The organism is Pseudoalteromonas sp. SiA1, assembly GCF_018732205.1.
GTDB classification, from domain to species: Bacteria; Pseudomonadota; Gammaproteobacteria; order Enterobacterales; family Alteromonadaceae; genus Pseudoalteromonas; species Pseudoalteromonas tetraodonis.
Genome location: NZ_CP076084.1, coordinates 1,124,812 through 1,147,411, shown reverse-complemented (window position 1 = coordinate 1,147,411; position 22,600 = coordinate 1,124,812). Strand labels below are relative to the sequence as shown.

19 protein-coding genes and 1 tRNA gene are annotated in these 22,600 nt (G+C 40.8%); 4 read left to right on the top strand and 16 right to left on the bottom strand.

The annotated features are described in order from the left end of the window. Position 1: 1 nt before the first annotated feature. From KK487_RS05260 to KK487_RS05190, 15 genes are all read right to left on the bottom strand, one after another. On the bottom strand, positions 2-271 hold the full coding sequence (locus KK487_RS05260) for a K+/H+ antiporter subunit F (protein ID WP_215522000.1): 270 nt from the start codon (positions 269-271) through the stop codon (positions 2-4). Further along, on the bottom strand, positions 265-801 hold the full coding sequence (locus KK487_RS05255) for a Na+/H+ antiporter subunit E (RefSeq protein WP_016899457.1): 537 nt from the start codon (positions 799-801) through the stop codon (positions 265-267). The genes KK487_RS05260 and KK487_RS05255 overlap by 7 nt, the downstream gene beginning before the upstream one ends. Next, positions 801-2,318, bottom strand: coding sequence for a monovalent cation/H+ antiporter subunit D (locus KK487_RS05250; RefSeq protein WP_215521999.1), 1,518 nt, complete (start codon positions 2,316-2,318; stop codon positions 801-803). Before KK487_RS05250 ends, KK487_RS05255 begins: the two co-directional genes overlap by 1 nt. Further along, on the bottom strand, positions 2,315-2,662 hold the full coding sequence (locus KK487_RS05245; protein WP_013464542.1) for a Na+/H+ antiporter subunit C: 348 nt from the start codon (positions 2,660-2,662) through the stop codon (positions 2,315-2,317). Before KK487_RS05245 ends, KK487_RS05250 begins: the two co-directional genes overlap by 4 nt. Further along, positions 2,662-5,454, bottom strand: a complete 2,793-nt coding sequence (locus KK487_RS05240; protein WP_028835352.1) for a monovalent cation/H+ antiporter subunit A — start codon at positions 5,452-5,454, stop codon at positions 2,662-2,664. Before KK487_RS05240 ends, KK487_RS05245 begins: the two co-directional genes overlap by 1 nt. Positions 5,455-5,743: 289 nt before the next feature. Continuing rightward, positions 5,744-6,883 carry a hypothetical protein gene (locus KK487_RS05235; protein WP_028835353.1) on the bottom strand — a complete coding sequence of 380 codons (1,140 nt, stop codon included), beginning with the start codon at positions 6,881-6,883 and terminating at the stop codon, positions 5,744-5,746. Continuing rightward, the gene (nlpI, locus tag KK487_RS05230; protein WP_013464539.1) at positions 6,867-7,739 is read right to left on the bottom strand and encodes a lipoprotein NlpI; all 873 of its coding nucleotides are present in this window, start codon (positions 7,737-7,739) and stop codon (positions 6,867-6,869) included. The genes KK487_RS05235 and nlpI overlap by 17 nt, the downstream gene beginning before the upstream one ends. A 185-nt stretch (positions 7,740-7,924) precedes the next feature. Then, positions 7,925-10,051: a polyribonucleotide nucleotidyltransferase gene (gene pnp, locus KK487_RS05225; protein WP_013464538.1), complete on the bottom strand. Its 2,127-nt coding sequence runs from the start codon at positions 10,049-10,051 to the stop codon at positions 7,925-7,927. Positions 10,052-10,413: 362 nt separating this feature from the next. Further along, positions 10,414-10,683, bottom strand: coding sequence for a 30S ribosomal protein S15 (gene rpsO, locus KK487_RS05220; RefSeq protein ID WP_006793376.1), 270 nt, complete (start codon positions 10,681-10,683; stop codon positions 10,414-10,416). Between the two features lie 109 nt (positions 10,684-10,792). After that, entirely contained in the window at positions 10,793-11,737 is a 945-nt protein-coding gene (gene truB / locus KK487_RS05215) for a tRNA pseudouridine(55) synthase TruB (protein ID WP_013464537.1), read from the bottom strand. Next, positions 11,737-12,144, bottom strand: coding sequence for a 30S ribosome-binding factor RbfA (gene rbfA / locus KK487_RS05210; protein ID WP_008467148.1), 408 nt, complete (start codon positions 12,142-12,144; stop codon positions 11,737-11,739). The genes truB and rbfA overlap by 1 nt, the downstream gene beginning before the upstream one ends. Positions 12,145-12,301: 157 nt before the next feature. After that, on the bottom strand, positions 12,302-14,959 hold the full coding sequence (infB, locus tag KK487_RS05205) for a translation initiation factor IF-2 (RefSeq protein ID WP_013464536.1): 2,658 nt from the start codon (positions 14,957-14,959) through the stop codon (positions 12,302-12,304). Positions 14,960-14,984: 25 nt separating this feature from the next. Further along, a complete protein-coding gene (gene nusA, locus KK487_RS05200) occupies positions 14,985-16,484 on the bottom strand; it encodes a transcription termination factor NusA (protein WP_013464535.1) in 1,500 nt (499 codons plus the stop codon). A gap of 38 nt (positions 16,485-16,522) precedes the next feature. Beyond that, entirely contained in the window at positions 16,523-16,978 is a 456-nt protein-coding gene (gene rimP / locus KK487_RS05195) for a ribosome maturation factor RimP (RefSeq protein WP_008114543.1), read from the bottom strand. Positions 16,979-17,257: 279 nt separating this feature from the next. Then, a tRNA-Met gene (locus tag KK487_RS05190) sits at positions 17,258-17,334 on the bottom strand. A 224-nt stretch (positions 17,335-17,558) separates the two neighbouring features. Between KK487_RS05190 and KK487_RS05185 the strand changes: the two genes are divergently transcribed. The 4 genes from KK487_RS05185 to KK487_RS05170 all read left to right on the top strand — a co-directional run bounded on the left by KK487_RS05185 (position 17,559) and on the right by KK487_RS05170 (position 21,984). Then, positions 17,559-19,112 (top strand): cryptochrome/photolyase family protein, encoded by a 1,554-nt coding sequence (locus KK487_RS05185; protein WP_128583301.1) that lies wholly within the window; start codon positions 17,559-17,561, stop codon positions 19,110-19,112. Positions 19,113-19,271: 159 nt separating this feature from the next. After that, entirely contained in the window at positions 19,272-20,285 is a 1,014-nt protein-coding gene (locus KK487_RS05180; protein WP_128583302.1) for a phospholipase C/P1 nuclease family protein, read from the top strand. Then, the gene (locus KK487_RS05175) at positions 20,285-21,475 is read left to right on the top strand and encodes a peptidylprolyl isomerase (protein ID WP_024602791.1); all 1,191 of its coding nucleotides are present in this window, start codon (positions 20,285-20,287) and stop codon (positions 21,473-21,475) included. The genes KK487_RS05180 and KK487_RS05175 overlap by 1 nt, the downstream gene beginning before the upstream one ends. After that, entirely contained in the window at positions 21,472-21,984 is a 513-nt protein-coding gene (locus KK487_RS05170; RefSeq protein ID WP_016899449.1) for a hypothetical protein, read from the top strand. Before KK487_RS05175 ends, KK487_RS05170 begins: the two co-directional genes overlap by 4 nt. Positions 21,985-22,043: 59 nt before the next feature. On the opposite strand, the gene KK487_RS05165 is transcribed toward KK487_RS05170, so the two are convergent. Next, positions 22,044-22,490, bottom strand: a complete 447-nt coding sequence (locus KK487_RS05165; protein ID WP_016899448.1) for an Hsp20 family protein — start codon at positions 22,488-22,490, stop codon at positions 22,044-22,046. Between the last annotated feature and the right edge of the window lie 110 nt (positions 22,491-22,600).

Genomic DNA, 22,600 nt, shown 5'->3' with positions numbered 1-22,600 from the left:
CTTACTCAATTATATCGCCACGAAGTAAATACTTACATACTGCCACGGTACTTATAAAGCCTAACATTGCGATAAGCAAAGCGGCTTCAAAATATAAACCTGTTCCCATACTGATGCTATATAAAATAATCAATGCAATAACGTTAATATACATTGTATCGAGCGCCAAAATACGATCTGGTACTGATGGACCAATAATAAGTCGCCATAAATTTAGTAGTAATGACAATCCAACCATTGAAAAAACAATCAGTGATACTGTATCTAACATTGAAATATCTCCTTTAGGGGAGCTTCGTAGCGTGCTTTAATTTGTTTGATAAGTGCTTGCTCATCATCTAAATCCAACACGTGAATTAATAAATATCGCTGCGCTGGTTCATCATCTTCATTAAGTGACTTAATGAGAGGATAAACCTCAGCACTTACTGTACCCGGCGTTAAAGACACACAACTAGCCAAAATAGTAATTGGCATTTCATGCATTAAATCGATAGGCACTTTAACAAAACCTGGACGTAAATTTTTTGAAGGGCCCAGTATTAATAAGGCCACTTGTAAATTAGCCACAATAATATCGTAAAGCACAATAAGTAACTGCTTAAACGCCAAGCCAGGCTTTAATATGAGTGGTTGTGGATCTCTAAATGACATACTGAATAAAGGAATAAGCAGTGCTAACAATGCACCCAATATAATATGCCCTACAGACACACTGTTATTTAATAATAGCCATACTATAAATAAAAATAGACTACGAAACGGTGTGGGTAACCAACGAAAACGAGCTTCTAAGCGCATTACAGACCTCCCTTGAGTACCGCATTAATACCACCACTAATATCGTGAAGTTGTGTTGCTGTTTCAAGTGCATATTGCGTTGCCAAATCACCAAAAACAACCAACAGTATTGAGCTTGTGAGCAGGCCAACAAGTACGATAACTTGCAACGGATGTGCATTAGCAACATCAGCAGCCTCACCGCCTTTGTCTTTATGCTCCCAAAACAAACTCGTGCCTGCACGTGATATAGCAACAATTAACGCTAAGCTCATAATTAAGTAAACAGGCCAAAATACCAGTGCTTGCTCACTGTTTAAGGTGGTTTTTAAAATCCAAATTTTACCTACAAAACCTGAAAGTGGCGGCATACCTATGACGGTTAGTCCAGCGATAATAAAACACGTTCCCAACAAGAATGGTTGTTTAACTGCGCGTCCGCCAACTAATCTGTCGCCGGCTTTACCTCGCTGAGTTGCAATTAAATCAGCCAGTAAAAATAGTGCTGCAGTCACTAACGTTGAGTGCACCAAATAATACAATAGTGCAGCTGTGGCGTTTATATTTTGAAGTGCAACCAGTGCCACTAAAGTACCCACAGAAACCAGTACTAAGTTTGCGGTAAGCTTACGTAAATCTTGTGCTGCCAACACCCCGATTGCCCCAATCACTATAGTAGCAATGGCCAACGCCCATAGCCAAGACTGCGCCATATGCTCAAGTTCACCGGCTTGTTCACCAAATACCACTGTATATACGCGTAAAGTGGCGTAAACACCTACTTTGGTCATAATCGCGAATAATGCAGCAACCACAGGTGTCGCACTTGAATAGGCATTTGGGAGCCATAAATGCAGTGGTAATAGTGCACTTTTAAGGGCAAATACTACAAGCAATAGTAACCCGCCCGCTTTAGCTAAATAAACATCATCACCAGTTAACTGCGGTACTTTATTAGCCATATCAGCAATGTTTAGGGTACCCAATACCCCATATAAAATACCTAAGCCGATTAAAAATACACTTGAGCCAACTAAGTTTAAAATAACGTAATGCAGTGCTGCACGTGTTTTTGGTTTACCGCCGCCGTGCATTAATAGCGCATAAGAAGCAATTAGTAACACTTCAAAAAAGACAAAGACGTTAAATAAATCACCCGTTAAAAACGCACCATTTACCCCTAATATTAAAAAATGAACCAAGGGATGGAAAAAGCTGCCTTGCTCGTCATCGCCGGCACACCCATATAAAACCACACCAAGACCTAAAAAGGCGGTTAAAGTAACCAGTAAAGTTGAGAGCATATCTGCTACCAGTACAATACCAAACGGCGCTGACCAGTTACCGATTGCATAAACAATAATCCCGTTATCTTTAACCTGAACCAGCAGTAATACTGTAATTACAAAGGTTAAAATAGCCATTAGGCTTGAAGTTAATCGCCGTGCAAATAAACTTTTGCCACACGGTGGCAGTAGCAGAATGATTGCCGCTAGCATAGGCATTAAAACAGGCAAAGATGCTAAATGCTGAATCATTTTCTCTCCTTGCGTTTACTTCTGGTTAGGGTGCCATCAACATGATCATTCCCTAAATCTGCTCGCCCTCGTATCGATAAAATAACCACAAACGCAGTCATGGCAAATCCTATCACAATAGCTGTTAATACTAAGGCTTGTGGCAGCGGATCGGCGTAATCAGCGCCAGTTCCAAGTACCACCGCTTTATTGATAGTTAAGCGCCCTGATGAGAATAAAAACAAATTAACCGCGTAAGAAATCATTGTCAGCCCCAATACCACTGGGAATGTGCGCGCTCTCAATAATAAGAACACACCACAGGTGACTAGCACGCCAACGCAAGATGCGTATAACAGTTCCATTAAATATTTACCTCTTCTTTCTCTGCGTTCGCTGTCATATTACCTAAGCTCGCAAGGATCATTAGCGTCGCGCCAACGACGGTTAAGTACACGCCCAAGTCAAATACAATGGCGCTAGCTAGCTCTGTTTTACCAACAAACGGAATATCAAAGTAATCAAACCAGGTAGTTAAGAATGGTTTATCGAAGAACCAACTTCCGACACCCGTAAACATGGCGATAGCGATACCTGATGCAATAATTTTTCGATAGTTAACATCAAAACGTTCATTAATCCACGCAGTACCATGGGCCATATATTGTAAAATAAAGGCAATAGAGGTCACGAGACCGGCAATAAATCCACCGCCCGGTAAGTTATGACCACGTAAGAAAATATAAGCGGATACTAATAGCGCCAATGGTAATAAGCTTTGTGAAATACAAGCCAATAAAATAGGGTGACGGTCTTTAGACCATGGGCGCCCTTCACTGTCGCTTGCTGGCATATAAAGCGGAATTCTTGATAACAGTTTAAATATACCCAGTGCTGCAATCCCTAACACGGTGATTTCACCTAAGGTATCAAAGCCCCTAAAATCAACTAAAATAACGTTAACAACGTTAGTACCCCCACCGCCTGTTTTAGCATTAGCAACAAAGAATTCAGAAATTGAATTAAGAGGACGGGTCAGTAATGCATAACAAATACTAGCAATAATTACCCCCACCGTAGAGGAAATAACCACATCACGTAAAATACGCAACGAGCTTGACTCTCTTGGCGTACTTTGCGGTAAGAAAAACAGTGCCAACATTAATAATATGATGGTCGCAACTTCTACTGTAAGTTGCGTTAAGGCCAAGTCAGGCGCTGAAAAACGTGTAAACGCTACCGACACCATTAATCCCACAATCGACAGCATTAATAACGACACCATCCGAATTCGATGCCAAATAACGGTAGCAATAGCACCAATAATCAGTAGCCCTGCACCTATAGCATTTTGAATATCAACTGGGGTGTTAGGTACACTGCCAGCTAGCTGTTTCATTTCAAATAATGGCCAACCTGAGGCAAGTAATACAACACCTAACATAATAAATACATAGCGTTGTAATGAGCCATTTTCTGTTGATTGGATTTTGTTTTGACACCAATTAACCACAACCGCTAAAAAACGCTCGAAGATTTTTTTAGCGTTAAAAGGAGGTAACGACGCCTGAAACTGAAACAAGTACTTACGATTAACGTAAATAAATAAACCACCAATCACCGCCATACCACTCATAAGTAGAGGTAAATTGAAACCGTGCCAAATAGTTAGCTTGTACTCAGGCATAGCTTGGCCAAGTACGGCCAATGAAGCAGCCGATAAAATACCATCTACTGCAAAGTGCGGAAAAATACCCACTAAAATACATAGCACCACTAAAATTTCGATAGGCACACGCATATAACGTGGCGCCTCATGAGGGGTGCGTGGTAAGTCTATCGGTTCACCATTAAAGAACACGTCATGAATAAAGCGAGATGAGTACGCTACGGACAGCGCACCTGCAACGGTTGCCAGCACAGGAATTAACCACGACATAGAGCCAAGTACTTGCTGATGCAGTGTTTCAGCAAAAAACATTTCTTTAGATAAGAAACCATTTAATAGCGGTACACCCGCCATAGCGGCAGCGGCCACCATCGCCAATGTGGCTGTATAAGGTAAGTAGCGCCACATGCCATTGAGTTTGCGCATATCACGCGTGCCGGTTTCATGGTCAATAATACCCGTGGCCATAAATAACGACGCTTTAAACGTAGCATGGTTAATAATATGAAAAATAGCGGCTACGGTTGCAAGTTGTGTGTCTAGGCCGAGTAATAGAGTAATTAGGCCTAAATGACTAATTGTTGAATAGGCTAATAAGCCTTTTAAATCATGTTTGAATAGCGCGATGTAAGCGCCAAATAAAAGTGTAGTTAAACCCGTCAAACCGACTAATAAAAACCAAGTGTCGGTACCCGCCAGTGCTGGATAAAAACGCGCAAGTAAAAAGATACCCGCTTTTACCATAGTGGCAGAGTGTAAATAGGCACTAACCGGTGTAGGTGCTGCCATGGCGTGGGGTAACCAAAAATGAAACGGAAATTGTGCAGACTTGGTAAAGGCGCCTAGTAATACTAGCACCAGCGCTAATTCGTATAAATCATGTGATTGAATAATCGCTTTGCTAGCTAAAATAGTGTCTAGGTTGTAGCTTCCAACAATATCACCTAGCAGCATTAAGCCGCCCAGTAATGCTAAACCACCCGCACCGGTTACCGCCAGTGCCATACGCGCCCCCTTGCGCGCCTCTGATTTATGCCACCAGTAACTAATCAACAAGAACGAGCTAATACTGGTTAGCTCCCAAAATACCCATAACTGAATCACATTGTTTGACATAACAATGCCCAGCATGGCGGTCATAAATAACATTAAGTAACTAAATAGCTTTGGCAGTGAATCGTTTTGACTTAGGTAATAACGGGCATACAAAATAACCAGCAGCCCTATTCCTAAAATCATAAATAAAAACAGTAAACTCAAACCATCTAAGCGTAAGGAAATATCCAGCCCTAAAGCAGGTATCCACTGCGCGCTAAAACGAATGGTTTCTCCCGCGAGAACCGCAGGCGCATGATAAAGTGTAATTGCAAGCGCGGCTAAAGGCGCAATAGCCGTTAGGCTCGTTGCCTGATTTCGAGAAAGTTTGCCGGTGCATGCAGAAATAACACTGCCTAATAAGGATAACAGGGGTATCCAGAGCAAAGTCATAATGAAGGGCCTTTTTGAATCATAAAGTTTATCAATTCGCTACTTGTTATTATTAAATACCAAAGTGACTTGGGTATACGTTTTATATCTGTTTTTTAACAACATTAATACGTACAGTTATACTGATAAACACGGTTTTTGTCTATAGAAAGCGCTTCTAGCGGGGCAATAATCAAACAAAAAAGTCTATAAATTAATGAACTGGGATAAAACCGGCTCAGCTTTTAAGCAGTTTTAATAGGCTCATATAATCATTGGTTAAACAACCTAAAAGCACTCTATTTAATGATTAAAAGCGCGGGAATAAATCTGCATGTTGCTCTATATGAGTTTGCCACAAAGCCCGATATTGCTCTGAAAGTCCAACCTGTTGATATTGCATAATAGACCACTGTGCGCTTGGCTTATAAGCAACACCTCCTTGCTGACAGCTTTTGCTTTTGTGCCATCCTTTTGGCGCATCAGTGTTATGAGCAATAAACAAGTTAGGGGCAACCAACCCCTCAAGCTGACAAAGCCAAGCTTGTTTTTTTGCTGGTAAAGCATATTCATCTTCAAAACCATTAAAGTGCATTAATTCATGTAAAAAGACTGCATAATTAGCCTGCGAGTTAATATGCATTAAGCCCTGATGCACATTGGCAGTACCTTGCTTGGGCATCATAATCGCAAAATCGAATCCTTTAGGAAGCCGCTGCTTAAGTGATGACTGTTGCCAATCGCACTGCGCAAGCGTTGCTTTAGTGCTGTTACAAGCAATTGCATTACCAACATATATAGGCTTTGAAAAACAAAATGCATTACTACTAGGCTCTGGGTGTTGTGCGTATTTTTTCACAAAGTGGTTGAGCCTATATAAACCATCACGGTGATCGCTCAGCATTAGCACATTAAATGTGCATTGCTTTTGTATCTCAATTTGATCGCTCGCTACCAAAAACCCTAATTTATTCATAAAGGAGTGATTTAATGCATCGAAGGGAGCATGCTGTTGTAACTGTAAATGATAAAAGGCATCCCCTTTAGGTAACTTATTGTGAGCTTTTAATAACGCTAAATCTTGCCAACGCTGTTGAGCAAGCAATGAAGCTGCGAGATGTTTTTGTTGTTTAATTGTTATCTCATCGAGGCTTGCTTGCCAAAAGAGCTTGGCGGTTTCAGTTTGATTATTGGCTATTAATGATAACCCATATCCGTATTGTGCATGGGCTATTTTATTGCGTGCTAAGGTGGCTAATGAGGTCGGGGGGAGTTGTAAAATATGCGATGCAAAGTAACTAGGGAATTGCCAATAACTATCAATCACATTGGCTTTGGCGTGCAATACTTGCCAAAAGCCAATGCTATTTTGTTTATTACTGGAGCCACTAATTAAGCTAGTGCACAGTAATAAAATACTTAATTTAAAAAAATTAGCCCGCGCTTTCACTTGCCATCAACTCAAGCTCTAAACGTGCATATTTATATTCTATAAATTCATGAACGTTCGTGGCCAGCGCCAACTTAAAGTAATCTGTTGCAATTGAAAGCTCACCTGCGGCTTGGTGCTGTTTAGCTAAGTAAAAATAAGCTTCACATAAACGTTGAGCATATTCTTGTTGTGAACTTACACCATCGGCTATGCCTGAAAAAAATGCTTTTTCACTCATATCACCTACATACAAGGCAATAAGCTGATATGCCCATTCGTTTTCATCAAGGGCTGCCGCATTGGCTTTTAACGAAGCGAGTGCCTGAGTTTTATCTTGTGCCGCTTGCGCTAAATAAAGCCACAGAACACGATAAGGATCGTTAGGAGAGCGCTCCAAGAACGTTTTAAAGTCATCTTTTGCAAGCGTGGCTCTATCACCATAGTACAAAGCAATACCACGATTTAAATACGCATATTCATGTTCTTGGTCTAACTCTATGGCTGAATCAAAATACTCGTATGCTTTTTCGTATTGCTGCATCAAGGTATGTTGAATCCCCAAAAAGTTATACACTTCAGCCAAATCAGGTTTCAGTTTAACTGCTCGGTTAAAATCAATTCGCGATAAAGTTGTCATGCCTAAGCTATCAAACAGCACACCACGGTCATAATACAGCTTTGCTTGTTGCTCTGTACTTAAGTCTGCCCTATTTAATAGTTCTGAAAAACGAGCAATGGCAATTTCATTTCTAAAGTCTGATGCAAGTGGCGCAGTAAATGGCACATTAATAATAGCAGCGGGTTTAGTAGTAGCCTGACAAGCGCTTAAAGACAAAATAGCAAAAGATGCCAAGGCTAAATGTTTAAGTCTCATTAAAATCCTTAATACCGAGGTAAGTAGCAAATAGATAAGACATAAGCTGTCTTGTAAGGTTCATTCTTGTTATATGTTACTTAACGTCTTGAACATAATAGGTTGCTAACATTAAAGCATAAAAAAAGGGGCTAAACAGCCCCTTTTTATACTATCCAGTAATTATCTGGATGAAAGATTAGCAATTACGCGTCTTTAGACTCGTCAGCTGCAGGTGCTGCTGATTCCATTGCTTCTTTAATACTTAGACGTACACGGCCTTGGCGGTCTACTTCTAGTACTTTAACTTTAACTTCTTGACCTTCACTAAGGTGATCAGCAACGTTGTTAACACGCTCTGTGCTGATTTGTGAGATATGCACTAGGCCATCTTTACCAGGAAGAATATTTACAAACGCACCGAAGTCAACGATACGTACAACTTTACCTTCGTAGATAGTACCAACTTCAAGCTCAGCAGTTAATTGCTCAATACGGCTAATTGCATTTGCTGCACTTTCACCGTCTGTAGCAGCAATCTTAATTGTGCCATCATCACCGATTTCAATCGTAGTACCTGTTTCTTCAGTAAGTTGACGAATAGTTGCGCCACCTTTACCGATTACTTCAGCAATTTTCTTCTGTGGGATTTGCATCGTGTAAATACGCGGAGCAAACATAGATAACTCTTCAGAAGGTGCAGAAATCGCTTCGTCCATCACACCTAGAATGTGTAAACGAGCTGCTTTAGCTTGCTTAAGCGCGATTTGCATGATTTCTTGCGTGATACCTTCAATCTTGATATCCATTTGTAGTGCAGTGATACCGTTAGTTGTACCCGCTACTTTAAAGTCCATGTCACCTAAGTGATCTTCATCACCTAAGATATCTGAAAGTACTACAAAGTTTTCTTCTTCTTTAACTAGGCCCATCGCGATACCCGCAACAGAAGCTTTAATTGGTACACCCGCGTTCATAAGCGCTAGAGACGTACCACAAACCGATGCCATTGAAGATGAACCATTTGATTCAGTGATTTCAGATACAACACGAATTGAGTAAGGGAACTCAGTTAATGTTGGCATTACAGCTTGGATACCACGCTTAGCTAGGTTACCGTGGCCGATTTCACGACGCTTAGGAGAACCTACAAAACCCGTTTCACCTACACAGAATGGAGGGAAGTTGTAGTTAAGCATAAAGTGGTTTTTGTGCGTGCCAGTTAAATCATCGATTAACTGTGAGTCACGTTCTGTACCAAGTGTTGCTGTTACTAATGCTTGCGTTTCACCACGTGTAAAAATTGCAGAACCGTGAGTACGTGGAAGTACGCCCGTCATTACATCTAGTGCACGGATCATATCTGGTTCACGACCATCGATACGTTTTTCGCCAGCAGCGATACGGCCACGAACGATTTTCTTCTCAAGTGAACCGAATACTTTACCTACTTCTTGCTTATCAAGCGTTTCGCCTTCAGCAAGTTCGCTAGTAAGCGCTTCAACTACGGCATCTTTTGCTGCAGTTAATGCTTCTTTACGCGCTACTTTATCAGTAATACGGTAAGCTTCGCCTACTTTATCAGCAGCAAGTGTTGCTACTTTCTCTTCTAATGCAACGTTTTTCTCAGGTGCAGTCCAATCCCAAGTAGGCTTGCCTGCTTCTGCTTTAAATTCGTTGATTGCCTTGATGATAGACTGTGATTGCTCATGGCCGTATACAACTGCGCCTAGCATTACGTCTTCAGCAAGTACGTCTGCTTCTGATTCAACCATAAGTACGGCGTTATCAGTACCAGCAACAACTAAATCAAGTTGGCTTTCTTCAAGCTCTTTTAGTGTTGGGTTAAGTACGTATTCACCGTTGATGTAACCAACACGTGATGCACCAATTGGACCGCTGAACGGAATACCAGAGATAGCAAGTGCTGCTGATGTACCAATCATCGCAACCATATCAGGTTGGATTTCAGGGTTTACAGAAACAACAGTCGCGATAACTTGTACTTCGTTTACGAAACCATTTGGAAAAAGTGGACGAATTGGACGGTCAATAAGACGTGCAATTAGCGTTTCGCCATCGTTAGGACGACCTTCACGCTTAAGGAAACCACCTGGGATACGACCTGCAGCGTACATACGCTCTTGGTAGTTAACTGTTAGTGGGAAAAAGTCTTGGCCTGGTTGAGCTTCACGCTTACCAACAACCGTTACTAGTACTGACGTGTCGCCAATGCTTGCTAGTACTGCGCCGTCTGCTTGACGAGCGATAGCACCTGTTTCTAGCGTCACTGTGTGTTGACCTAGTTGAAATTCTTTTATAATTGCTTGCACTTAAAATATTCCTTAAATGTATTTTTAGTATTAATTAAGTTTTCATCAAAGTACCAATTACAGTACATAATTGTATTCAGTTGGAAATCAATTAAGTACTACAATTGGCAATGATGTAAATAACCGTAGATAAACCTTTTTATCTACGCGCCATAGTATATAACAAAGTCAGGTAAAATTGCGAGCTTAGCACCGAGATAAAATAGTGCTTGCAGCAATGTCAAAAACATTCGCTTTGTGAAAGATAATAGTATGGCTTTTATTCGATATTTCAAGGGGTTTACTAAGAAGTACTGGGGAAGACGAGAAAATTTAAGCACAAAAAAAGGAGCTAAAAAGCTCCCCTTTTGATAATCAAGTTCTTAGCGACGTAGGCCAAGCTCTTTGATTAACGCAGTGTAACGCGAGATATCTTTACCTTTAAGGTAATCAAGCAGTTTACGGCGAGTGCTTACTTTACGAAGCAGACCACGACGTGAGTGGAAGTCATGCTTGTGATCAGCAAAGTGACCTTGAAGCTTGTTGATATCAAAAGTAAGTAATGCTACTTGTACTTCAGGTGAACCAGTGTCGCCTTCAGCGCGTGCGAATTTAGCAATGATATCGATTTTTTCTTGATTACTTAGTGACATAATAACTCCAAAAGTTAAATTTAATAGGTGCTTTAGCCGATCACTAATTCAGCCAAAACGATTAAGCGGGCGTATTCTACCAATTATCAGCATAACTACAAGTTAAACTTTACTCTGGTTGCTGATTAGACAAGCCACGTTTTGATTTTAGATGGCCATCAGGATTACGTTCACCAGTACCAATAAAAATTCCGTCAGCCAGTACTTTTATTGCACCTTCAGGTAATTCTTTACCTAGCACCACAGCTTGACCATGGCTAAATGCTATTCCCTGCTCTTTAGTAATTTCCACAACAGGTAAATCAACTAACGCGGTATCCATTGGCAATAATAGTTCGTCAAGGTAAGTAGAAGGCGCAACGTCTTGTTCTTTCGCTTGATTTAATAACGTTTCTAACTGCTCAAGTGTGACCATTTTATCTGCTGGGTAATGCCCTACAGCACTACGATGCAGCATAATCACATGCGCGCCGCAGCCAAGGTTTTCACCTAAGTCATCAACAATAGTACGAATATACGTGCCTTTAGATACATGGGCAGTCATTTGTATTTCGTTAGCTTGCTCATCAAACTCATCAAGCGTTAAGCTAAATACGTTAATTTTTCGACACTTACGAGGGACTTCTATGCCTTCGCGCGCGTATTTATATAAAGGCTTGCCTTCATATTTAAGCGCTGAGTACATTGATGGGTATTGATCTGACTCACCTAAAAATTTAGCAATTTCCTGTGTAAGCAGTTCAGCAGTAACATTAACATCACGCGTTTCGACCACTTCACCATCAGAGTCTGACGTGGTAGTACGCTCACCCAGCTTTGCTCGCACAACATAGGTTTTATCTGTATCGAGTAAAAACTGGGTAAACTTAGTGGCTTCACCAAAACAAATAGGCAGCATACCGGTCGCAAGCGGATCGAGCGCACCAGTGTGCCCTGCTTTTTGAGCAAAATAAATACCTTTCGCTTGCTGCAGTGCTTTGTTTGATGAAATACCTTCTGGTTTGTTTAACAACAAAATACCATCAACTGGACGGCCTTTACTGCGTCTTGCCATTAGTCTTTAGTGCCTTCTTCGCTATCTGTTTCATCATCAACATGCTTAGCATTATCTTCACGAATGATAGAGTCCACTAAGTTAGAGATTCGCATCCCTTCCATTAATGAATTATCAACCACAAATTTAAGCTCAGGCATGATTCGCGCACGAATACGTTTACCTAGCAACGAGCGGATATAACCGGTTGCTTCGTTAAGTACTTTGGCACTTTGCTTGGCTGCATTTTCATCTTCGGTGTTAAACACAGTAATGAAAACTTTGGCATAAGATAAATCGCGCGATACTTCTACCGCAGACACTGTCACCATGCCCAAGCGTGGATCTTTAATTTCGCGTTGTAAAATCACCGCAATTTCTTTTTGAATTTGCTGAGCAACACGATCAGTGCGAGAAAATTCTCTCATTTCACTTTCCTAAAATTATAACTTATTGAAAAATAATAATAAGCTAACTAAATAATGGATACACAAATGGGGGCTGAGCCCCCATTTAAAATCTTAGCATAGGTTATGTTGGGCTATCGAGGTACAACCTTGAATGTCCAACACCACCTAATAACAATTAAAGAGTACGTTGTACTTCAACTGTTTCAAATACTTCGATTTGGTCACCAACGCGAACATCATTGTAGTTCTTAACGCCGATACCACATTCCATGCCGTTACGAACATCAGCTACGTCATCTTTAAAGCGACGTAATGACTCAAGCTCGCCTTCGTAAATAACCACGTTATCACGAAGTACACGAATTGGTGCGCTACGCTTAATTGTACCTTCAGTAACCATACAACCGGCAATTGCACCAATTTTTGGAGACTTAAATACGTCACGTACTTCAGCAAGACCAATGATCTCTTGTTTAAACTCAGGCGCAAGCATACCAGACATGGCTTGCTTAACTTCTTCGATTAGCGCGTAGATTACGCTGTAGTAACGAAGATCTAGGTTTTCAGAGTCAATCACTTTACGCGCTGATGCATCAGCACGAACGTTAAAGCCAACCACAATCGCGTTAGACGCTGCCGCAAGGGTTGCATCAGTTTCTGTGATACCACCAACACCAGAACCAACAATCTTCACTTTTACTTCATCAGTAGAAAGCTTAGTTAGTGAGTCTGAAATTGCTTCGATTGAACCTTGAACGTCTGCTTTAAGTACCACGTTAACTTCAGATACGTCGCCTTCAGTCATGTTAGTAAACATGTTTTCAAGCTTCGCTTTTTGTTGACGCGCTAGTTTAACATCGCGGAATTTACCTTGACGGTAAAGTGCAACTTCACGCGCTTTACGCTCATCTTTAACTACAGTTGCTTCATCACCGGCAGCTGGAATACCAGACAGACCTAAAATCTCAACTGGAATAGAAGGACCGGCAGACTTAATGTCTTTACCGTTTTCATCGCGCATTGCACGAACACGGCCGTATTCAAGACCACATAATACAATGTCACCTTGATTAAGCGTACCTGACTGAACAAGAATAGACGCAACAGGACCACGGCCTTTATCAAGACGTGATTCAATAACAACACCTGCAGCCATACCTTCGGTCGGCGCATTTAACTCTAAAAGCTCAGATTGCATTAATACAGCTTCTAGCAGATCATCAATACCTAAACCTGTTTTTGCTGAAATGTGCACGTACTGTGTATCGCCGCCCCACTCTTCTGGGATAACGTCTAGCTGAGCTAGTTCGTTTTTAACGCGATCTGGATCTGCGCCTTCTTTATCCATTTTGTTAACAGCAATAATTAAAGGAACGCCAGCTGCGCGAGCATGCTGTACCGCTTCTTTAGTTTGTGGCATTACGCCATCATCAGCTGCAACTACTAGGATTACGATATCAGTCGCTTTTGCACCACGAGCACGCATTGATGTAAATGCGGCGTGACCCGGAGTATCTAAGAAAGTGATCATGTTGCCGTTAGTTTCAACGTGGTATGCACCAATGTGCTGTGTAATACCACCGGCTTCGCCTGATGCAACTTTAGCTGAACGAATGTAATCAAGCGTCGATGTTTTACCGTGGTCAACGTGACCCATAACAGTTACTACTGGCGCACGTGGCTCTGACTTACCATCTTCATGGCGGTCATTAAGTACTGTTTGCTCTAATTCGTTTTCTTTAACGATGATAACTTTATGGCCCATTTCTTCTGCTACAAGTTGCGCAGTTTCTTGGTCAATAACTTGGTTAATAGTAACCATGTCACCCATTTTCATCATAGTTTTTACAACTTCAGCACCTTTAACCGCCATGCGTGATGCAAGCTCAGCAACTGTAATTGTTTCACTAATACGCACTTCGTTTTTAACATCAGCCGTTGGTTTTTGGAAACCGTGCTGTAATGACGCTGGCGCTTTTAGCTTACCTTTTTTACCTTTAGACGCTGCAAATTTATCTTTTGCTGGCGCTTTTTTCTTTTTCTTCGCACGGCGAGAGCCTTGCTCTTCGCGAGCATCAGCTACATCTTCTGCTTCACGTGCGTATGTTGAAGTCGTAAGGTGGTGATCCGCGGTTTCTTCGCGTTTCTTACGTTCTTCTTCTTCTTTCTTCCAGCGTGCTGAGTTCTCTTCAGCTAGCTTTCTTGCCTCTTCTGCTTGACGTTTCGCTTCTTCTTCAGCTTTCTTCAATGCGGCCTCTTCTGCTTCTTTTTGCAGACGCTCAGCTTCGATGCGATCTTTCTCAGACTTAGCACTTTGCTCAGGGGTCATCTGCTGTTGTTTCGCTTTACGCTCAGCATCTGCTTTGCGTTTAGCTTCTTCTTTGGCTTTACGATCAGCGTCTTCTTTTGCTTTACGTTCTGCCTCTTGTTTTGCCTTTAATTCAGCAGCGGCTTGTTCAGCTTTTTGCTGCTCTTCAAGACGTGCTTTTTCTTCAGCGGCTAGACGTTGCTGTTCTTGTTCTTGCTCAACAGCACTTTTTTTCACATAAGTGCGTGTTTTACGAACTTCAACTTGCACAGCTTTTGCTTTACCCGTAGAGCCCGTCACACTTAATGTGCTTTTGCTCTTACGTTGCAATGTCATGCGAGCAGGGCCTTCAGAGCCCGTGCCACCATGTTGCTTGCTTAGGTGATCAAGTAACGTCGCTTTTTCAGCTTCAGTTACATTATCGCCTGCTTGTTTAGTAATACCGGCTTGTGAAAACTGCTGTAGTAATTTATCAACAGTTGTACCTATATCACCGGCTAGTTTTTCAACATTTACTTCTGCCATAGTCTCTAATACCTCCGTTAATAAATTACTCGTCTGCAAACCAACAAATATTACGTGCAGCCATAATTAGCTCGCCCGCTTTCTCTGAAGATAGCTCTGTAATATCTACAAGCTCATCAATGCCTTGCTCAGCTAAGTCTTCAAGTGTTACTACACCCTTACTTGCCATAACAAATGCTAAATGACGCTCTAAGCCTTCAAGCGCAAGTAAGTCTTCTGCAGGCTCAGCGCCTTCTAAGCTTTCTTCCGTTTTAAGCGCTTTCGTTGTTAATGCATCTTTTGCACGTGAACGTAATACGTCCACTGTTTCTTCATCTAAGCCGTCGATTTCTAAAAACTCTGAAGCCGGAACATAAGCAACTTCTTCAAGTGTTGAGAAACCTTCGTTGATAAGTAATGATGCAAATTCGTCATCAATATCTAAGTTTTCAGTAAATAAGTTAATTAACTTATCTGACTCAGCTTCGTTCTTAGCGCGCATTTCATCAACGGTCATTACGTTTAATTCCCAGCCAGTTAATTGGCTAGCTAAACGTACGTTTTGACCATTACGACCAATAGCTTGTGCTAAGTTATCAGCTTCAACAGCAATATCCATTGAGTGTGTATCTTCATCCATTACGATTGAAGCCACTTCTGCTGGTGCCATTGCGTTAATAACAAACTGTGCAGGGTTGTCATCGTAAAGTACGATATCAACACGCTCACCGCCAAGTTCTGACGATACCGCTTGAACACGTGCGCCACGCATACCAACACACGCACCAACAGGGTCAATACGCTTGTCGTTAGATTTAACCGCGATTTTAGCGCGTGAACCTGGATCACGTGCTGCAGCGCGTAATTCAATCATTTCTTCGCCAATTTCTGGCACCTCAATGCGGAATAATTCCATCAGCATTTCTGGTTTAGAACGGGTTACAAATAATTGTGCACCGCGTGCTTCAGGCTTCACTTCATATAAAAGACCGCGGATACGATCACCCGGGCGGAAGTTTTCACGTGGCAGCATGTCGTCACGATAAATAACCGCTTCTGCGTTGTTACCTAAATCAAGTACGATTGCATCACGGGTTGCTTTTTTAACAACACCCGTTACCAGCTCGCCTTCTTGATCTTTATATGCTTCAACGACTAAGGCGCGCTCTGCTTCACGTACTTTTTGTACGATCACTTGCTTAGCCATCTGTGTTGTTATGCGGTCAAATTTAATTGATTCAATCTGCTCTTCTACGTAGTCGCCCATTTTCAAGTCAGGTTCTTCAACTTGAGCAGCTTCTAACGTGATTTCGCTGTATGGATTCTCTAAAGAACCATCTTCTAAAACTTCAGCTATTTGCCAGCGACGGAAGGTATCGTAATCGCCGGTTTTACGGTCAATTGCAACACGTACATCAATTTCACCATCATGCTTTTTCTTTGTCGCTGTCGCTAATGCGAACTCTAGAGCTTCAAAAATCTTTTCTTTTGGAACCGCTTTCTCATTGGAAACGGCTTCAGCAACCAATAATATTTCTTTTGCCATGGGTAATGCCTCGCTTGCCCTATTCCTTCGCACTCGAATTAAAACTTTGCGATTATGTTCGCACGTTCAATGTTACTAAGCATGATTAAATGCTCCGCACCATCGCTAGATAGTGTGATCATATCGCTGCTAACTGCTATTAAGTCGCCTTTAAAATTACGGCGACCATCTTGTGGAAGCTTAGTACGCACGCGTACTTCCTCTCCTTGCGCCTGCTCGTAGTGATCTTGTTTGAATAATGGACGATCAACACCAGGAGACGACACTTCCAAATCGTATTCGTTTGTAATTGGGTCTTCGACGTCTAAAATCGCACTAATTTGACGACTTGCATCGGCGCAGTTGTCAACTGAAATCCCATCCTCATGAGCAATGTATACTCTTAAGGTAGAATGGCGACCCGCTTGTACAAACTCAAGCCCATGTAATTCAAAGCCTAACATTTCTACCGCAGGCGTTAACATGGTTACTAAATCTTGTTCAAGTTTTGTCACGAAAATCCTCCATACAAACAAAAAAAGGGCTTATAGCCCTAAAATACTGAGTTTAAATTTTGATTTAATCGATAAACATTAAATCAAACGGTGCAGATACAACAACGCCCCGAACCAAGCGGGGCGTCACACCAAAAAACGCAAAACTGTGTGGCCTAGGGCCAAGCTTGGTTGCGAGTCAGTACCCTGACCAAATTAAACTTCATTAGCTTAAACGCAAAACGCGCATTACTTAGAATGCGCGATATAAAGTAGTAAGTATAAACCTACTATTAAGATTGGTTGCGGGAGCCGGATTTGAACCAACGACCTTCGGGTTATGAGCCCGACGAGCTACCAGACTGCTCCATCCCGCGCCAATAGATAAAAAGTTAATAACTTAATATCGCTGTTAGTAAATTTTATAACCTACTAAACAATGGCCGCTATTATAAAGATGTACACCTAAATTAGCAACCACAATAAGTAATAAGTTGATAAAAAAAGCAATGCTGTTTATTGCTTTGCTCTATGATTAAAACGACATGTAGAAATCGATCGCTTTTTAAAATACAGCGTATAAAAATAATTTTGGCTCATTATGAAAAAATTCAAAACCTTAAAACTAATTTTAGGTGACCAGCTAAACCCCGCTCATTCTTGGTTTAAAGATAAATCCGATGACACCGTGTTTGTTATTGCCGAGCTCATGCAAGAAGCGCAGTACGTAAAGCATCACGTGCAAAAAATATCAGCATTTTTTAAAGCCATGGAAAACTTCGCTAACGCCTTAAAAGATGCCGGCTTTAACGTGTTGCATTTAACGTTAGATGACACCAAAGACGATGATAACTTACCCGCTCTTTTAACTCGATTAGCTAAGCAGCATGAATGCACCTCAATTGAATATCAATACCCAGATGAGTACCGTTTAAAAACACAACTGCACGACTTTGCCACTAACAGCGAATTAGCTGTGACTGCCTGTGACAGCGAGCATTTTTTATTAGCATTTAACGATATAGACAAACGCTTTAAAAAAGATAAACACGTCACTATGGAGCATTTTTATCGGGCAATGCGAAAGCAGTTTGATATTTTAATGGACGATGACAAACCTCAAGGTGGTCAATGGAACTTTGATGCGAATAACCGTAATAAGTTTTCAAAAAGCGATTTAGCCGATATCCCCAAACCCAAGTTATTTAAAAATGATGTTAGCACCATCATTGAGCGTTTAGATAAACATAAAATAAAATACTTTGGGCAAATAGAAACCCAATTAAGCTGGCCAACAACCCGTAAACAAGCAATAAGCGCACTTGATCACTTTTGTGCACATTTACTCCCCCGCTTTGGTCAATTTCAAGATGCGATGACAGATCAATGCCCTGATAAAGATACCTTTTATCACAGCCGGTTATCATTTGCGTTAAATGCCAAAATTTTACACCCTCGCTATGTTATCGACCGTGTGGTCAAAGAATACCAACAACGCCAAGATGAAATATCTATTTCTCAGGTTGAAGGCTTTATTCGCCAAGTACTAGGTTGGCGCGAATATGTGCGTGGCGTGTATTGGAAAAACATGCCCGATTACGCTAACAAAAACCAGCTTAATGCAACCCGTGCACTGCCACGTTATTTTTGGAATGGTAAAACAAAAATGAACTGCTTAAGCCACTCATTAACACAAAGCTTAGACAGCGCGTATGCCCATCATATTCAACGTTTAATGGTAATAGGTAATTTTTGTTTACTAACCGCTATTAACCCTGATGAAGTGGATGAATGGTATTTGGGTGTTTATATCGATGCTATTGAATGGGTAGAAATGCCTAACGCCCGTGGCATGAGCCAATTTGCTGACGATGGCATCATTGCTACTAAGCCTTATGCGGCTAGCGGCAACTATATAAATAAAATGAGCGACTACTGTAAAAGCTGCCAATATAAGGTGAAAGAAAAAGTAGGAAAAGACGCTTGCCCGTTAAATAGCCTCTATTGGCAATTTATGCAAACACACCGAGAGCGGCTTGAAAAAAATCCACGGATAGGCATGGTTTATCGCAATTGGGATAAACAAGATGAATCATTGCGCCAAGAAACCTTAGAGCAAGCTAACAACTATTTAAATAATATTGAAAAGCTTTAAATATAAATGCCGTCAATTGACGGCAACATCCTTAATAGTTAATATTAAAGTACCAAAATAGGTAATATTGTTAATTAAATGTTTAATTTATTTGTCATGTCAGTGTAATGAGCTTATTTTTTAATTGCATCTCTTACTCCAGACTATGATGAGAATAAAATGAAAAAACAATTAATTGCAGCGACACTTTTACTACTGAGTACAAGCCAAGCTCAAGCTTTTAGTCAAGAAACTCACAAACGTATTGTTCTTGATGCTGTTAACTATATGCAGCAGCACCCAGCCAGCACCGAATATGCTGCCCTACGTCAGTACGCTGCACAAAACAATCTGACTATCTCTGAATTAGCCGAGCTGCTGGGACAAGCTGCTTATGATGTAGATGACTTTGAAGACACTTTTTTCTGTGGTGCAATCACAGGTTCGTGTGTTCAAGCGCCTGTATGGGGAGCAGCGCAAAGCATAGTTAAATATACAAGCTATTGGCATTTTCAAAATCATACTCAAGGTGCAGACCAACATGGTAACGATTTTGGTGGTTATAATTATGAGAAACTCACTGTTTGGGGCACTATTGATAATCTTGCGTCTGCTTGGCTTAAAGGTGACTACCTTGATGATGGTAAAGGGGGTGAAACAGGTTGGTTTAATGCCGATTCTTCAAAATATAACAGTTATGGTGTGACAGAATCTCACTATAGAATCGATAGCAACTCAACCTATTCTATGTACGATGACTTTGAAGAAATGCCATTTCAACCTATCGATAATTTAGGGCAATATTGGTATCAAAGTTACTTACAAAGCGGCAATCCGCAAGTATTAGGGTTTGTGTTCCATACTACTGATTTATTACAACCTCACCACACATGGACCACATCAGATCTAAATCATTCTAGCTGGGAAAGTTGGGTAAACGATTACTATGACCAAGAGCAGCTCAACGATTTATCACTCGTTACTCAAGCAATGCAAACGTTCTCGCCTTTAGATAAAAATAGCCAAGATGTTCGCCCATTATTAACTCAAGGCGGTTCATTTTCTTATGCACAAGGTGGGATTGTACTCAACTCAGAAGATCATTTTGATCGCCTTAATATAGCTAAGCAGGTCGTGCCCCATGCAATAGCAATGGTGGTGCACTTATTAAACCACGCCATGGTTGCTCGCTAATGAAAAAAATGGCTATTTTAGTGATTACATTACTAGGTGTGTTTTACCACTCCCTAGTAATGGCATCATTTACACAATACAGCAGTGATGAAATTAACTTTATGCATCGTGCTTATTTAAAGCACAACCCTGATATTACAATCAATGAAGTTAGAACTCGTCTGTATGAGAATCAATTTTTATTACAACAAGCTGCGCTAAAAACACCTGCGATAATAAAACGACAATCTGCCGTTGGTTTTAGTACTCAATACCATGTTGAACGTTACTTAAAAAATCTGTTCGATTCACAATTAGCTATAAGCGCACAGTCAAGCCCGATAAAGCTTGAAACTTATGATAACCAATGGCTTAAACACACATTAGGGCCCTACCCTAAAAATGGCCAGTATGTGCAAAGCGCCATCAAAAAAATGCAGCAGTTTGATTTAACCCCTCTTTTGTATAACGCTATTAATTTATATGAATTTGTCGATGCACTATCAATGCAGGTACGCTTTAAACTCCACGAAGGAGATAGTGAACTATTCAAAAGTGAATTAATAAAAAAACGGCAATTCAATATAGCGTTTTCAAAAGCCAAACCGATTTTGGCAAAACAGAATATTGATATTGAACATCTGTATGAAATAGCTAAAGGAGATATTCTGCGCCCCTCCATTCAAAGCTGGCTAGGCATAAATACAATGATGCATATGCAAAGCCCCGTTCTTGAAAAACTAGAGAAACAAGTAAACAAAAACGAAATTAAAGCGTTTTATCAAGCCAGTAAATCGCAGTTTAAATTTTTAAGCCACGTAAAAGCACATGGAGCTCAATTTGCTCATCGAGCCAATGCTGTAGGTTTTCGCACCTTGGCCGGTAACAAAACGCTAAAACAAGCATTAGTAATATCAGGAAAACAAGATATATATGCTCAATACAACAGTGAATTAAACCGTAAAAACAAAAGTAGCTGGGTTGTACAACTTGCGTTCACAACTAAAGAAAACACTATTTCTCCTGTTATACGTACACCCAGTGGTGAATGGGTGGTGATACACAGTTATGAGCATCAGTTTGAATACTTTTCGCCAAAAGATGAAACCGTTCGATACCAAGCAACAAAGGCCATCGCAAAACAAAAAGCGGTACAACAGTATGAGGATACTTGGCTCAAGTGGCAAAATAAGACAGGAGTAATTTTATGAGCAAAAAAGTTTTCGTTTCTGTTGTTGTAGCTTGTGTTGGTATGTACGCACTTTTTACTCAATATACTAGTAAACCAACGATAAAGAATATTGATTCCCTTAACCAAGCTAAAAGTGTTAAGCAAATAACGTCACTTGAGCTGACTACTGCTGACATGACCCAAGAGCTGAAAAGCACGCAATTAAACACGGTTACAACTAACAATACGAGCCCTCAGCCTTTGCCACCAATAACCTCTCCTGCCTATTTACCCAACATAGTAAAAAATACTCAGCCAGTTGCTCAGTACAGCGGTGATTTAAATAATCACCAGGCATATCAAGATTTCCACCTTGAACAGCAAAGACAGCTAGAGCAACGTTTTGTTATTGCTGCACAAGCCAAAATATTAAAACTTGAAGAATTACTGGCTAAAGGCCGACAAAAAAAGCTTTCACAAGAACAACTGCAAGTTGCGATAGATAAAATTAACGCTTTAAAACAAATGCAAATAAACTTAAAAGACTAACAACGCAAAAAGCCGCCAAATGGCGGCTTTTCACAGGGAAAATACATGTGCTAGCTTAACTATTTGCTTTCTAGCATATTGCCTGAGCCAATCTCGATTTTACGTGGCTTAAGCGCTTCTGGGATCTCACGTTCAAGGTCGATGCTTAGTAAGCCATTGGCTAAGTCTGCACCAAGTACTTTAACGTGGTCGCCTAACTGGAACTTACGCTCAAAGTTACGCTCGGCAATCCCTTGATGAATAAATTTGCGCTCATCATTTTGCTCTTTACCTGCTTTAGTGCCTGATACAACCAAAGTGTTGTTTTCAGATTGTAAGCTTAACTCGTCTTCACTAAATCCAGCGACTGCCATAGTGATACGGTACTTGTCTTTATCAAGCGCTTCGATGTTATAAGGAGGAAAACTTGGCTGCTTATCAGTTCGTGCAGCGGCATCCATTAATGATGCTAAATGATCGAAACCAATGAATGAACGGTATAGGGGTGATAAATCTACTGTACGCATAATAATATCCTCATATTTAAGCGATATATTGCTACTACTTTTCGTTTGAACAAGTAACGGCAAAAGTTAATTAATAATATAATTTTCAAATAGTTCTGATTTACTGAAGA